General features: G+C 47.0%; 14 protein-coding genes. All 14 read left to right on the plus strand.

The features are described from left to right. Positions 1 to 4: 4 nt before the first annotated feature. The 14 genes from QZZ41_RS07015 to QZZ41_RS07080 all read left to right on the plus strand — a co-directional run bounded on the left by QZZ41_RS07015 (position 5) and on the right by QZZ41_RS07080 (position 12,862). Positions 5 to 2,563, plus strand: a complete 2,559-nt coding sequence (locus QZZ41_RS07015) for a DNA translocase FtsK (protein WP_295069824.1) — start codon at positions 5 to 7, stop codon at positions 2,561 to 2,563. A 19-nt stretch (positions 2,564 to 2,582) separates the two neighbouring features. After that, positions 2,583 to 3,170, plus strand: a complete 588-nt coding sequence (locus QZZ41_RS07020) for a hypothetical protein (RefSeq protein ID WP_295069826.1) — start codon at positions 2,583 to 2,585, stop codon at positions 3,168 to 3,170. Between the two features lie 4 nt (positions 3,171 to 3,174). Beyond that, complete coding sequence (locus tag QZZ41_RS07025; RefSeq protein WP_295069827.1) at positions 3,175 to 5,154, plus strand: YgiQ family radical SAM protein; 1,980 nt, start codon at positions 3,175 to 3,177, stop codon at positions 5,152 to 5,154. Positions 5,155 to 5,264: 110 nt separating this feature from the next. After that, positions 5,265 to 6,020 (plus strand): ComEC/Rec2 family competence protein, encoded by a 756-nt coding sequence (locus QZZ41_RS07030; RefSeq protein WP_295069944.1) that lies wholly within the window; start codon positions 5,265 to 5,267, stop codon positions 6,018 to 6,020. Further along, positions 6,017 to 6,247, plus strand: a complete 231-nt coding sequence (locus QZZ41_RS07035) for a DUF3006 domain-containing protein (protein ID WP_295069828.1) — start codon at positions 6,017 to 6,019, stop codon at positions 6,245 to 6,247. Before QZZ41_RS07030 ends, QZZ41_RS07035 begins: the two co-directional genes overlap by 4 nt. After that, the gene (locus QZZ41_RS07040; protein WP_295069830.1) at positions 6,240 to 7,457 is read left to right on the plus strand and encodes an NAD(P)/FAD-dependent oxidoreductase; all 1,218 of its coding nucleotides are present in this window, start codon (positions 6,240 to 6,242) and stop codon (positions 7,455 to 7,457) included. The genes QZZ41_RS07035 and QZZ41_RS07040 overlap by 8 nt, the downstream gene beginning before the upstream one ends. 18 nt (positions 7,458 to 7,475) lie before the next feature. Continuing rightward, on the plus strand, positions 7,476 to 7,835 hold the full coding sequence (locus QZZ41_RS07045) for a YccF domain-containing protein (RefSeq protein WP_295069831.1): 360 nt from the start codon (positions 7,476 to 7,478) through the stop codon (positions 7,833 to 7,835). A gap of 15 nt (positions 7,836 to 7,850) precedes the next feature. Further along, the gene (locus QZZ41_RS07050; RefSeq protein ID WP_295069833.1) at positions 7,851 to 8,261 is read left to right on the plus strand and encodes a hypothetical protein; all 411 of its coding nucleotides are present in this window, start codon (positions 7,851 to 7,853) and stop codon (positions 8,259 to 8,261) included. A gap of 17 nt (positions 8,262 to 8,278) precedes the next feature. Next, positions 8,279 to 8,803 (plus strand): putative ABC transporter permease, encoded by a 525-nt coding sequence (locus QZZ41_RS07055; protein WP_295069835.1) that lies wholly within the window; start codon positions 8,279 to 8,281, stop codon positions 8,801 to 8,803. A gap of 4 nt (positions 8,804 to 8,807) precedes the next feature. After that, on the plus strand, positions 8,808 to 9,068 hold the full coding sequence (locus QZZ41_RS07060; RefSeq protein WP_295069837.1) for a hypothetical protein: 261 nt from the start codon (positions 8,808 to 8,810) through the stop codon (positions 9,066 to 9,068). Between the two features lie 232 nt (positions 9,069 to 9,300). Continuing rightward, positions 9,301 to 9,963: a (d)CMP kinase gene (gene cmk, locus QZZ41_RS07065; protein ID WP_295069839.1), complete on the plus strand. Its 663-nt coding sequence runs from the start codon at positions 9,301 to 9,303 to the stop codon at positions 9,961 to 9,963. 28 nt (positions 9,964 to 9,991) lie between these two features. After that, positions 9,992 to 10,627 (plus strand): 1-acyl-sn-glycerol-3-phosphate acyltransferase, encoded by a 636-nt coding sequence (locus QZZ41_RS07070; protein WP_295069841.1) that lies wholly within the window; start codon positions 9,992 to 9,994, stop codon positions 10,625 to 10,627. Further along, positions 10,620 to 12,596: a bifunctional 4-hydroxy-3-methylbut-2-enyl diphosphate reductase/30S ribosomal protein S1 gene (locus QZZ41_RS07075; protein ID WP_295069843.1), complete on the plus strand. Its 1,977-nt coding sequence runs from the start codon at positions 10,620 to 10,622 to the stop codon at positions 12,594 to 12,596. Before QZZ41_RS07070 ends, QZZ41_RS07075 begins: the two co-directional genes overlap by 8 nt. 89 nt (positions 12,597 to 12,685) lie before the next feature. Continuing rightward, complete coding sequence (locus QZZ41_RS07080) at positions 12,686 to 12,862, plus strand: hypothetical protein (RefSeq protein WP_295069845.1); 177 nt, start codon at positions 12,686 to 12,688, stop codon at positions 12,860 to 12,862. Positions 12,863 to 12,928 lie beyond the last annotated feature (66 nt).

Raw genomic sequence — 12,928 nt, forward strand, 5'->3', positions numbered from 1 at the left:
TAACATGGCACAAACACAAACCAAAAAGAAATCTTCGGGCAAAACACAGAAAAAGCCCGAAGCTCCTAAAAGAGAACCCGTAAAAAGCAATAAAAAAACCGCACCTCAGAACGAGAGCAATCAGCTCTGGTCAATAATCCTTTTTGCACTGGGAATACTCTCAGCCCTTATGGTACTCATAAAAGGCACAAAGGGCTGGCTTGCTATGCATAATCTGCTGCTTGGACTTTTCGGCATAGCAGCTTTCCTCATACCTGTAATACTTATATATACAGCCATTAAGCTCGGCACTGAGCAGACAAGAAAAAATATCAGCGGCAGGACTGTATGGTGCATTGCTATGATATTCCTTGCAAGTGCGGCTTTCCAGATATTTTTCGTGGGAGCGATGCCCGAAAAGATCCGCTTCTTCAATCAGCTGAAGCACCTTTATAAAAACGGTGCTGAATATAAGAGCGGCGGCGTGGCAAGCATGGTCATTGCAGGACCTCTGCTGAAATTCTTCGGCAAGCTCGGCGCAAGGCTCATATCACTGGTACTGTTCTTTGTATTCGGTATGCTCCTTTCTGGACGCGGTATCATAGACTTCCTGAGACTTCTGTCAACTCCGTTCGTATTCATCGGAAAATGTGTCAACGGCATACAGAATATGTTCATCGGCGGCGAATTCGTTGACGCTTTCGGCGATGATGACCTTGACGACGACAAGGAGCGAAAGGACTTCGACGCTGACCTTGAAGCTATAAGCATGACAAACAGCCGCAAGTCAAGCCGTAAGCCCTCGGAAAAGAAAGCGCAGGACAAGCGCGATGTGGAAGGGCTCCCCGACGGATTTTTCGATATCCCCCTTCCTACCGACCACCTTATCGACTACGGCGAGGAAGAACCGCCTGTGGCTGCACCGCCAATAGAAGAGCATATTGCTCCTCCTGTACATAACGTTGAACCGCCTGTTGAGGAGATAAGCGAGCCCGCACCTACAGACGAAGGACTTGAACAGCTTATCAGCAAGGCTGCCGACAGCAAGCCTGTACCCACAGAAGAGGTCATCGAGGAAGAGATCGAAGCAGAGGAAGAAAAGCCTATGTACTTCCTTCCGCCTATTGATATTCTCACACGCCCGGAGATACGCTCAAACCGTGCCGAGGCTGTTGAGGAAATGCGCGAAAAGGCTGAAGTTATCAAGAATACACTTTCAAGCTTCGGCGTTGAGGTAAAGATCAAGGATATCTTCCGCGGTCCGTCTATAACCCGTTACGAGATACAGCCGGGTCCCGGAATAAAGGTATCAAAGATAAAGGGACTTGAGGACGATATCGCTCTCAGCCTTGCTGCTCAGGGCGTTCGTATAGAAGCACCTGTTCCGGGAAAGGCTGCTGTAGGTATCGAGATACCTAACACCGCAAAGGATATGGTAACTCTCCGCGAGATAATAGCTTCTCCCGAATTCAGGGAGTCAAAGAGCAAGCTCACCTTTGCTGTGGGCAAGGATATCACTGGTAATATCATTCTCGGCGATATCGCAAAAATGCCTCACGTTATCATCGCAGGTACTACGGGTTCGGGTAAATCCGTCTGCACACGTTCCATTATAATGAGTATCCTCTATAACGCTACTCCCGACGAGGTAAAGCTCATACTTATCGACCCTAAGATAGTTGAATTCAAAATATTCGAGAATATACCGCATCTTCTCATACCTATCGTAACAGACTGTAAACGTGCCGCAGGTGCACTGTGCTGGGCTGTAAACGAGATGATGCGCAGATACAATATCTTCGCAGAGGCAGGTGCAAACGACCTGCGCTCATATAATGAGCTTGCGGAAGTGGACGGCGACCGCTCACCTATGCCGCAGGTAGTCATATTCATAGACGAGCTTGCTGATATGATGCTTGTGGCAGGAAAAGAAGTCGAGGACTTCATCTGCCGCCTTGCACAAATGGGACGTGCCGCAGGTATGCACCTTGTAGTTGCTACTCAGCGTCCTACCACAGACGTTATCACAGGTCTTATCAAGGCTAATATCCCGAGCCGTATCGCGCTCTCTGTAAAGTCTCAGGTAGACTCACGTACTATAATTGATATGGGCGGTGCAGACAAGCTTCTCGGAAACGGCGATATGCTGTATATGCCTATAGGCGCAGGAAAGCCTGTCCGTGTACAGGGCTGTTTCTCGTCAAATGAAGATATCGCGGAAACAGTCCGCTATGTAAAGTCTCAGGTCGATGTTTCATACGATCCCGCTATAACAGGTGCTGTTGAGGGATATTCTCCGCAGTCACAGGGCGGCTCGGGAGCAGCTGACAGCGGCTCTGCTGTTGGCAGCGGAAGCGATGAGGACATAGTAGAGTCTGCTATAAAGGTAGCTGTGGAAGCTGGTCAGCTCTCGACTTCAATGCTGCAAAGAAAGCTGAAGCTTGGCTACGCAAGGGCTGCACGTATAATGGACGAGCTTGAAGAACGCGGAGTTATCGGCGCAAGCGAAGGTGCTAAGCCCCGTAAGGTTCTCATGTCGAAAATGCAGTACGATGAATGGCGGCTTCGCAGAATGGACGAATAATGTAACGGGAGCTGATCATATGGAAGAAGAACACTTTTCCATTGTAATGCTGGCTGTTTTGACCATACTTGAAATAATACTTATACTTCTGATAAGGTCAAAGATCAGACAAGAACACCTATATACCGAAAAATGTGAAAAAATGTCAGCAAAAGTATTATCCGTTAAAAGAGAAAGAATCAGCTACGGAAGAAGTGCATATACAGCACATACTTTTATAGTAGAAGCTGAAAACGGCAACAAATACCGCATCGTTTCACACGGACTTAAAGCTTTTACGATAAATGAAGGAAATTCTGTAAACATTCTCGTTCCTGAAGGTGCTATCCCACGTACAGAAGAAGATGAATATTTAGAGTCACTTTACTCAGAAGGAGAAGATTCTGTAAACGCACTCTCACCTGAAATAAAAATGCACCTCAGCGATTACATATCCCAAAAATATAAGGATCATCCTGAGCTTTACGACATATCAAAGATCCAGAATCCTTCTCTTGTATCGGACGGCAGCGGATACAAAAAAGAGCTCATTCCTATGTGTTTAATCGCTGCCGTTATAGGAGTAATTATAATATTGTCAGTATACTTTATGATCACAGAGAGGTGATATAATGTACGATGGCTTTCTGCCTACAACCAAAAAAGAAATGGACGAGCTTGGAATAGACCAGTTCGATTTCATATACATAACAGGTGACGCTTACGTTGACCACCCAAGCTTCGGAGCAGCTATAGTCACAAGGCTTATCGAGGATATGGGCTACACAGTGGGTATCATCTCACAGCCCGACTGGCATACGGACAAGGACTTCCGCCGCTTTGGTGCGCCTAAGTACGCTTTCCTCGTTACCGCAGGAAATATCGACTCTATGGTGGCTCACTATACCGCCGCAAAACGCAAGCGTTCCGATGACGCTTACACCGCAGGCGGCGTTGCTGGCAAACGTCCCGACAGAGCTGTTATCGTCTACTGTCAGAAGCTCCGTGAATACTTCGGCGACATACCAATAGCCATCGGCGGTCTGGAGGCTTCACTTCGCCGTTTCGCCCACTATGACTACTGGGACGACGCTGTGCGCCCCTCTGTACTCGTTGACAGCGGTGCGGACATACTCATGTACGGCATGGGCGAACATCAGATACAGGAGATATGTCCACGTCTTGCCGCAGGCGAGAGTATCCGTGATATGACCGATATACGCGGAATATGCTACCTCACAGAGCCTGTCAATACGCCTATCGGTGCGGCTCAGTGCCCCTCATTCGAGCAGGTGCGCGACAGCAAGACCGAGTACGCAAAGGCTGTAAAAATACAGTACGACTGGCAGGACGAGGTATACGGAAAGACTATCATACAGCGTCACGGCAAGATGATGCTGGTACAGACTCCCCCTGCCTACAGTCTCACCACCGAGGAACTTGACCACATTTATTCTCTCCCCTATACCCGTGCCATTCACCCGACCTATGAGGCTTTAGGCGGTGTTCCCGGTATCGAGGAGGTGCGCTTCTCTATAACTCATAACCGCGGCTGCTTCGGTTACTGCAATTTCTGCTCAATTGCTCTGCATCAGGGCAGGCGTATAACCGTAAGAAGCGTTGAATCGGTACTGAAAGAAGCGGAAAGAATTACTCAGATGCCCGATTTCAAGGGCTATATACACGATGTAGGCGGTCCGACCGCTGATTTCCGCCGTCCGTCCTGCGATAAGCAGATAACCAAGGGACTTTGCATGGGCAAGAAATGTCTTGCACCAACTCCCTGTCCCGCGCTTAAAGTCGACCACACGGAATATCTCTCCATGCTGAGAAAGATACGCAAGGTCAAGGGCGTGAAAAAGGTGTTTATCCGCTCGGGTATACGCTATGATTACCTCATCGAGGACAAGGACGACGAATTTATGCGCGAGCTTATCATGCACCACGTAAGCGGTCAGCTCAAAGTTGCTCCCGAACACTGTTCGGCGGTAGTCCTTGACAAAATGGGCAAGCCCCATATCGAAGCCTACAAACGCTTTCAGAAGCGTTTCTACGAAATAACAAAGGGTATGGGAAAGGAGCAGTATCTCGTTCCCTATCTCATGTCCTCACACCCGGGAAGCACTCTCAACGAAGCTATCGACTTAGCTGTTTTCCTCAAGGAAAACAAGATACGTCCCGAGCAGGTGCAGGACTTCTACCCTACTCCCGGTACTATCTCGACGGCTATGTTCTATACGGAGCTCGACCCGTATACCATGGAAAAGGTATACGTGCCGAAAACTCCCAAGGAAAAGGCTATGCAGCGAGCTCTGCTGCAGTATTTCCGTCCTCAGAACAGAGAGATAGTCCTCGAAGCTCTCAAAGCCGCAGGCAGGCGCGACCTTATAGGCTCGTCGCCGAAATGCCTCATAGAGGGAGACTCTCACAAGCAGGGAAATACTCCCCGAAAAGGCGGTGACAAGTCGTGGCAAAATACTTCAAAGACACGGAAAGCTTCGTCGAAGCAGCAGGAGAGAAATACAAGCTCAATGCGCAGCAAAAACAGTACCTTCGGGAACTCGCAGAGGAACGGGAAAAAGAACGCTCCGCACGGAAAGAAAAAGCATTAAAGTTCATCGGCTTTCTGCTCATAGTCGGCATTATAATATTTGCCTGCCGACACTACTGGAGCAAGCCTGCACATACATTTCCTGCAAAGGATATTCTTGAAGTCCACTTCATTGACGTTGGACAGGGCGACTGCACTTTCATAGCCGCAAACGGCACTACTATGCTTGTGGACTGCGGTGAAGACGCGGTATCGGCTCAGGTGATAAAGTATCTCCGCAAACTGGGCATAGGAAAGCTTGACTACATCATCGCTACTCACCCGCACTCAGACCACATGGGCGGTATGCACCGCATCATCGAGACATTCGATGTGGGCGAAGTGATAGTTCCGTATATTCCCGATGAACAGCTCCCCACAGCCATGTTTTATGAGAAATTTCTCGATGCCTGTGAGGACAATGAGACTGCTGTCACTGCGGCAGATGTGGGAAGAGTCATAAATATAGGCGATGCAAGAGCGGAGATAACTGCTCCCGACGGTACATTTCAGGAGGATATAAACAATTACTCCGTAAGCTTTATGCTGTATCACGGAAGCAATTCCTTCCTGCTGACAGGTGATGCGGAAGCTGAGGAAGAAGCGGAAATGCTGAAAGCCGAAAACGTCAGCAAGGTCAATGTTTACAAGGCAGGTCATCACGGAAGTGCTTACTCATCGACCTCAGATCTTCTTGCAGTTATCCGACCTGAGATAGCTGTTATTTCCTGCGGCAGGGAAAATACCTACGATCACCCTGCCGACAGTACCATAAAACGGCTGAAAGAGTATACAAAAAATATCTACCGCACCGACGTATGCGGAACTATAGTCATAGAGTCCGACGGCAAAAAGCTGTCCCTCACTCCCGAAAGGAGCGCGAAATGATAATTATTGACAGATTTGAGGGAAATCTCGCTGTGCTTGAAACAGATGACGGTATGAAAAATATTGAGCGAAGCCTGCTCCCCGAAAATGCAGCCGAGGGCGATGTGCTTATTCTTGACGGCTCGTGGACTGTTGATACAGCTGCCACTGAGCAAAGACGGGAACGCACAAGGAAGCGGCTGAAAAGGCTTTTGAACAAAACTGATAAAAGAGGAAAAAATGACTGATATCATTATTATAGGCGGCGGTGCAGCAGGCTGCTTTGCAGCTGTTACAGCCGCAAAATACGGAAAGTCCGTTATGGTTTTCGAGAAAAACGAAAAGCTGGGCAGGAAGCTGCGCATAACGGGAAAGGGTCGCTGCAACGTGACCAATAACAGCTCCTCTGAGGAGCATATGAAGAATATCCCCGTAAATCCGCGGTTTCTGTACAGCTCATTTGCAAGCTTCGATGCCGAATGTACCATGAGCTTCTTCGAGGAGCTGGGCGTACCGCTTAAAACTGAGCGCGGTAACAGGGTATTCCCCGTAAGTGACAACGCCAACGATATCGCGGACGCTATGGCGCACGAAATGAAACAGCTCGGCGTTAAAGTCATACAGAAGCGCGTCACTAAGATACTCACGGAGAACGGCGCAGTCTGCGGCGTAAAGGCAGGCGGTGAGGAATATCGATCAGCTGCGGTGCTGATAGCCTGCGGCGGAAAGTCCTACCCTGCCACAGGCTCTACAGGTGACGGATACACTCTGGCGCAGGAGCTTGGACATACCGTGACAGAGCTTAAACCGAGCCTTGTCCCCCTCACCTCTCCCGATAAATACTGCGCGGAGATGATGGGTCTTTCACTGAGGAATGTTACCCTCAACCTTTTCGACAAAGACAAGAAAATATACAGCGAACTTGGGGAAATGCTCTTTACGCATTTCGGGGTATCAGGTCCGTTGGTACTGAGCGCAAGCTCTCATATAAGAGATATGCAGCCAAATCGCTACAGGCTGCTTATCGACTTAAAGCCTGCACTGTCTCCCGAGCAGCTCGATGCAAGGATACAGCGCGACTTCGCCGAAAATCTCAACCGCGACTTCCAGAACGGTATCCGCAAGCTGCTCCCTGCAAAGCTGATACCTGTTATGGTAAGGCTTTCGGGGATATCTCCCGAGCAGAAGATAAACGGCATAACAAAGGAGCAGCGTCATAAATTCGGTGAGCTTATCAAAGCTTTTCCTGTAAGGATATCGGGGTTCCGCCCTATTGATGAAGCTATCATCACAAGCGGCGGGATATCTGTAAAGGAAATCGATCCGAAAACTATGGAGTCAAAACTGGTGAGCGGTCTTTACTTCGCAGGCGAGGTCATAGACGTTGACGCTTACACAGGCGGCTTCAATTTGCAGATAGCTTTTTCTACTGCCTATACTGCGGCAGTAAATATGTAAAAAGGGGTAAATGATATTATGGGATGTATTGGTAATCTTTTGTGGTTCATTTTCGGCGGATTTTGGAGCGGTCTCAGCTGGTGTCTGGTAGGGCTGCTGTGGTGTATGACCATAGTCGGCATACCGATCGGTAAGCAGTGCTTCAAAATGGCACATCTTTCCTTCATGCCTTTTGGCAAGCACGTTGAATACGGCGGCGGCACTGTAAGCTTCCTCGTAAATCTGCTGTGGCTCATATTCGGCGGAATTGTTATGGCACTGGAATTCGCAGCTATCGGTCTGGTGCTTTGTATCACCTTTATAGGTATCCCATTCGGTGTACAGATGTTCAAGCTTGCCAAGCTGGCACTTATGCCGTTTGGTGCAGAAGTAAAGTAAAGGCTGGGCTGAATCATGATAAAAACGATCATTGTATATACTGTTCCGCTGCTTCTTCTGATACTTGCCGTGATATCCATAGCAAATCATGGTAAAAATGAGAAAAAATGCGGTATCGCTCAGCTTATCCTGACACTTCCGCCATTTATCACAACGCTGATAATACTGGCTGCAAACATTACTAATAAGGCAGTATCGGAAGATACGGAAACTGTACGAAAAATAATGTATTACGGCGAGGTCGCTGTAGGACTTCTGTTCACAGTCGGACTTGTCTATTACGGCGTTCTTGCTATCATAGAGCTTGTCTTTATGGCACTCATCAAAGCATCGAGCCCAAAGCTCGGCAGAGCATACCTTGCAGCTTTCTGTATCTGCGCAGCAATGCCATTGCTCCTCTACAGCTTTTATCCTATTTTTGACTGAGTGGAGGGCACAATGACATGAAAAAAGATATTTCACGGAATTTTTTCCGCTATGTTTTTGAGTTCGCAGTCGCAGGCTTTATCGGCTGGCTGTACGAGGTGGGCATCACATGGGCGATGTACCACTATTTCGAGAACCGAGGCATACTTCATCTGCCCATAGTACCCATTTATTCGGTGGGAGCGTTCATTCTTCTGGCTATGCTCAGGAAGAAGCGCAATCCCGTTTTCATCTTCCTGTTCGCTCTTGTGGTAACGACCCTGTTTGAGCTCGGTTCTGCATACCTGCTGGAATTCATATTCCATAAGCAGTTCTGGACTTATCATAACTGGTATTTCTCAATACTTGACAGGTCGAGCCTTATATCAAGTGCCATATTCGGGCTTCTTGCCGTGGTATACTTCTATGTGCTCCACCCTCTTTCGGGAAAGCTCAGTGAAAAGCTGCCCAAGCCCGTATGCATCGGCGCAGGTATCACAATATCAGCCGTGATAATCATCGACTTTGTAATCTCGGTATATCAGCTTCTGAAGGACAGGTGATGTTATGGACTTTATTTTTGAACTGATCGCAGAACTTATAATGGGAACTGTTTTTGAAGCAAGCAAAAGTAAGCGAGTGCCGAAGCCTTTACGCTATTTTCTTATCGCTCTGATAATATTGTTTTTCGCAGCTGTATTCGGGCTCATATTCTTTATCGGTGCTTTGACGCTGAAAAAAACAGTCATCGGAGGAATAGTAATAATAGCATTCGGAATCCTCATGCTGATACTCGGTATACGGAAATTCCGAAAAACATACCTGTAAATTTAAATAGGAAAGAAAAACATTATGTAATACAGCCATGAGCCTTTAGCCAAAAGAGTTCGTTCACACTCACATTATTTAAATAATTCGCCGAAGGCGACACAATGGCTAATAGCTAAAGGCTAACGGCTAAAGGCTCAGCTTCGTGCTAAGTGTGAACGAAGATAATACTTCCCTATATTACATAACAAATAAAAAAGCATCTATGCTTTATAAATAAAGGAGTAAAACTATGAAAACTATCAATATCGCTATCGACGGACCTGCAGGTGCAGGAAAAAGTACAATCGCCAAAATGGTGTCAAAGGAGCTTGGCTACATCTATGTTGACACAGGTGCGCTCTACCGCACTATCGCGCTTTATATAACCGAAAACAACATTGCCGATGAGGACATTGAAGCTTCTCTGGATAAGGCTGATGTTTCACTTAAATTCATCGACGGCGCACAGAGAGTTTTCCTCGGTGACAGAGATGTTTCCGATATGATCAGAACTCCCGAGATATCAATGGCTGCTTCACGCACCTCAGCTATCCCTGCTGTAAGAGCATACCTCTTCGAGACTCAGCAGAAGATAGCCCGTGAGAACAATGTACTCATGGACGGACGCGATATCGGTACAGTGGTACTGCCAAATGCTGACGTTAAGATATTCCTCACAGCTTCTGCCGAGGAGCGCGCAAACCGCCGCTACAAGGAGCTTGCCGAAAAGCCTAACTGCCCCACATATCAGGAGATACTTGACGATATAATCAAGAGAGACTATCAGGATATGCACCGTGAGACTGCTCCGCTGAAACAGGCTGAAGACGCTGTACTCGTTGACACAACAAAGCTGAATTTAGAGGAGTCCGCAGCTGCTATCGTAAAGGTGATCAAGGACAAAATAGGCTGATAAAAAGCCTGTACAGAGGTGAAACAATATGTATTACATAGTCAAGTTTCTGGTAAAAATATACTTCCGCATGATGTATAAGATAAGCATTGAGGGCAAGGAGAATATCCCCGATGATACCACTGTTATATACGCCTGTAATCACAGAAGCAATGCCGATCCGCCGCTTCTCGGAGCATGGTCAAAGGGTAAATTCGCTTTCATGGCTAAGGAGGAGCTTTTCAAAAACAAGCTCTTCGCGTGGCTCATACGCTCCCTCGGAGCTTTCCCAGTTGCACGTGGCAAAGGCGATACAGGAGTTATCGACACCGCCGTTGAAAGACTGAACAATAAAAGAAGCCTTATGATATTCCCCGAGGGTACTCGCTCAAAGGACGGCAAAGTGGGACGCGGACACACAGGTGCAGCTCTTATCTCCGCACGTTCGGGAAAGGCTATTGTCCCAGCAGGTATATGCTACGGCGAAAAGCTTAAATTCCGCACACCGATCACACTTAAATTCGGTACTCCTATCGAGCCTACAGAGTACTGCGAGGTTTGCAACGAACCCAATCCCCGTCAGCTGGTAAAGCTCAAGAACCGCTATATGGCTGATATCAAGCTCCTCGTCGAGGGTGAGCCAGAGGAAAAGTCCGAAGTAAAGGAGAATGACAGCAATGAGTAAGGTAACTGTTGCAAAGTCCGCAGGCTTCTGCTTCGGCGTTGACAGAGCCGTAAAAATGGTTTACGGCGAGCTTGAAAAAAATACACACGTTGCAACTCTCGGTCCTATCATACACAATCAGGACGTTGTCAACGATATGCAGGCAAAAGGAGCAAGGATAATAAACTCAGTTGACGAACTTGCTCCCGATGAGACTGTAGTTATCCGCTCACACGGTGTAGGCAGCGATATTTACCGTCAGATAGAGGATAAAGGCAACAAAATGCTTGACGCTACCTGTCCTTTTGTTTCGCGTATACACAAAATAGTGGCTGAAAAGTCCGCAGAAGGCTATTTTATCCTCATCGCAGGCGACCGCGATCACCCTGAGGTACAGGGAATTGTTGGTCATTGTGACGAAAATTACCTTGTTTTCAAGGACAACTTTGAGCTAAAAGCCTTTTTTGAAAAAAATTATAAAAATTTGCAAAAAAAGCTTGCAATTGTGGCGCAAACAACGTATAATATAGTAGTATGGGGTGAGTGTTTAAACGTGATCCCGAAGGATGACCCCGACATTGTTATATATGATACGATATGCAACGCAACGGACGCACGTCAGACTGACGCTGCCGAGCTTGCAAAAAACTCGGATATCATGCTTGTGGTAGGCGGCAGACACAGTTCAAATACTGTAAAGCTTTACGAAGTATGCAGCCGCTACTGTAAAACGTATCATATAGAAAATTCGGACGAGCTTCGGACTTTAAAGCTTCCAAATGCCGAGAAGATCGGCATCACTGCAGGCGCATCGACCCCCGCCTATATAATCAAGGAGGTACAAACCAAAATGGCAGAAAATGAAATTCTTGCAGCTAATCAGAATGAGGATATCGACTTCGCTCAGATGATCGATGAGTCATTCAAAAAAATACATACAGGAGAGAAAGTTAAAGGCACAGTTATTGCTGTAAATAATACAGAAGTTATCGTAGACCTCGGAACAAAGCACACTGGCTATGTTGCTCTTGATGATCTTACAGATGATCCTTCAAAGAAGCCTTCAGACATCGTCAGCGTTGGCGACGAGATCGATCTTGTTGTAATCAAGGTAAATGACGCTGAGGGTACAGCTGCTCTCTCAAAGAGAAAGGTTGACGAGCAGGCCGGCTACGAAAAGATTGTTAAGGCACAGCAGGAAGGCACAGTTCTCGAAGGCGTTGTTCAGAGCGTAGTTAATAAGGGCGTTACTCTCACAGTTCTCGGCGTAAGAGTATTTATCCCTGCTTCACTTACAGGTCTCCCAAGAGGCGCAGAGCTTGACCAGCTTCTCAAGAAGAAGGTAGAGTTCATTGTTATTGAAGTTTCTGAGGGCGGCAGAAAGAGAGCCGTTGGTTCTATCAAGGCTGTTCAGAACGCTAAGAAGGAAGAAGCTAAGGCAAGATTCTGGGAGACAGCTGAGGTTGGCAAGACTTACGTAGGTAAGGTAAAGTCACTCACAAGCTTCGGTGCATTCGTTGATCTCGGCGGCATCGACGGTATGGTACATATCTCAGAGCTCTCATGGAAGAGAATCAAGCACCCAAGCGAAGTTGTAAATGTTGGCGATACTCTTGAGGTATACATCAAGGATCTCGATCAGGAAGCTAACAGAATTTCTCTCGGCTTCAAGAAGGCTGAGGACAATCCTTGGGAGATCTTCAAGTCACAGTATCAGATCGGCGATGTAGTTAAGGCTACTATCGTTTCTATCACAAGCTTCGGTGCATTCGCTCAGATCATCGACGGCGTTGACGGTCTTATCCACATCTCACAGATCGCTGATCAGAAGGTAGAGAATGTCAAGGACGTTCTTTCAGTAGGCGACGAAGTTGATGTTAAGATCATTGATATCGACGAGGAGTCAAAGAGAATCAGCATCTCAATGCGTGCTCTTCTTGAGAACGAAGAGGACGACGATGAGGAAGCTCCTGCTGAGGACGCTGAATAATCAATAATCTTACGGGCTGCACTGATGTGCAGCCCTTTTCATTTATATCAGAACGGGTATTCCTCGTCACTGTTAAACGGAGAACTAATATGAATAAGAAAACTATAGGCATAATATCAGGAATAATCGGAATAGTGATTGGAATTGCAATAGTGATATGTTCACTTGCTGATGTGGATCTTCCAAAACCTGTATGGCTGATCTTTGCTGTCGCTTGTATGCTCAATGCAATATTGATAACACTGAATTACAGAAGAAAAGAATAACTAAAAAACACAATGCCCCGAAGTGATGCTTATATCACTTCGGGGCTTAACTTTTTTATATCACTT

Source organism: Ruminococcus sp. (genome assembly GCF_016283395.1).